Genomic DNA, 1,163 nt, shown 5'->3' with positions numbered 1-1,163 from the left:
CCCGGACTGTCAACAACGCTCGTGGTCAATACAGCTAGCGGTCGAGTGCGGACAGGGACCCCCGGAGCGCACATAAAGCCATCCCCCGGTCTCCGAGCGAAGTGATCTACCGGACGCCTTGGGACGTGCCCGACTTGTGCCCTACCACGAACAACTGGGCCGCCCTAAGCTGCTGACTCCCACAAGATCAGGGTTCGGAGGAGCACTGTGAACTGGAAGAGCAAGGCGTCGGTCATGGCGGCTGGCATCGCCACCCTCACAGGCGGACTTGTCGCAACCGCCAGCCCAGCGTCCGCTGCGGTCGGCACCGGGGGCTGCCCGGCAGCCACATTGTGCATTTTTGACCAAGCGAACTTCGGGGCAATCACATCTACGCGACCAGCACCAAGTCGTGCTTCGATTCGAGCGCTTTCCCGTTTGGCTTCATAACGTCTTACGTGAATAACTTGCCTGTCACCGCGTACATTTGGTCATACGACCCTACGACCAACACTTACAGCAAGGCCCGGACACTGCCCTCCGGAGGGTTCAGCAGCAATATCGGCGCCTACACCTACAGTGGCTCGGTCTGCGAGGGCAACCAAAACCCGGCCAATTACTGAGCGCCGCCGTCGACCCCGCGGAGTCTCTTCGGCGAGGCCTGCCACAGGTCCCCCTAGGGTTCCGCGTACCTACTAGAACAAATGCCTGGAGAATCCATGACCTGGAAGCAGAAGGTAGCGGCCCTCGCTGTCGGCTTTGGCCTACTCACGAGCGGCATTGTCGTTGGCGCTGCTCCCGCCGAAGCGGCGGCCACTTGTCCGGTCGCCACACTCTGCATCTGGGGCGAGTACAACTTCCAGGGTCCCGAGGAAACAAGCACCAGTACCAACTCCTGCTATCAGGTCCCCGACACCTTCAAGACATATGGTGTGGTTTCGTACATCAACCACCTTCCGGTTGACGCCTATGTGTGGCAGTACAACACCTCCACCCAGGTCTGGAGCAAGGCTCGAACGCTGGTATCCGGCGCCTTCAGTTCGGACATCGGGATCATCTTCCTGGGGCAGCCACCTTACGGGGCCATCTGTGAGCAGAACCAGAATCCCGTGGACTACCATTTCCAGTTCTAACTCAACCCCTACCTTGATCTTTAACCCTTGCGGCGGGGCCGTGGGGTTGTG

General features: G+C 60.1%; 1 protein-coding gene. It reads left to right on the top strand.

Annotation, left to right across the window (positions count from 1 at the left end):
• The first annotated feature begins 698 nt into the window (after window positions 1–698).
• Window positions 699–1,112, top strand: a complete 414-nt coding sequence (locus tag ACFP3V_RS31430; protein WP_380591129.1) for a peptidase inhibitor family I36 protein — start codon at window positions 699–701, stop codon at window positions 1,110–1,112.
• Window positions 1,113–1,163 lie beyond the last annotated feature (51 nt).

The organism is Streptacidiphilus monticola (genome assembly GCF_042658505.1).
Taxonomy (GTDB): Bacteria; Actinomycetota; Actinomycetes; order Streptomycetales; family Streptomycetaceae; genus Streptacidiphilus; species Streptacidiphilus monticola.
The sequence above is the reverse complement of the archived record's forward strand: the minus strand, read 5'-3'. Positions and strand labels throughout refer to the sequence as shown.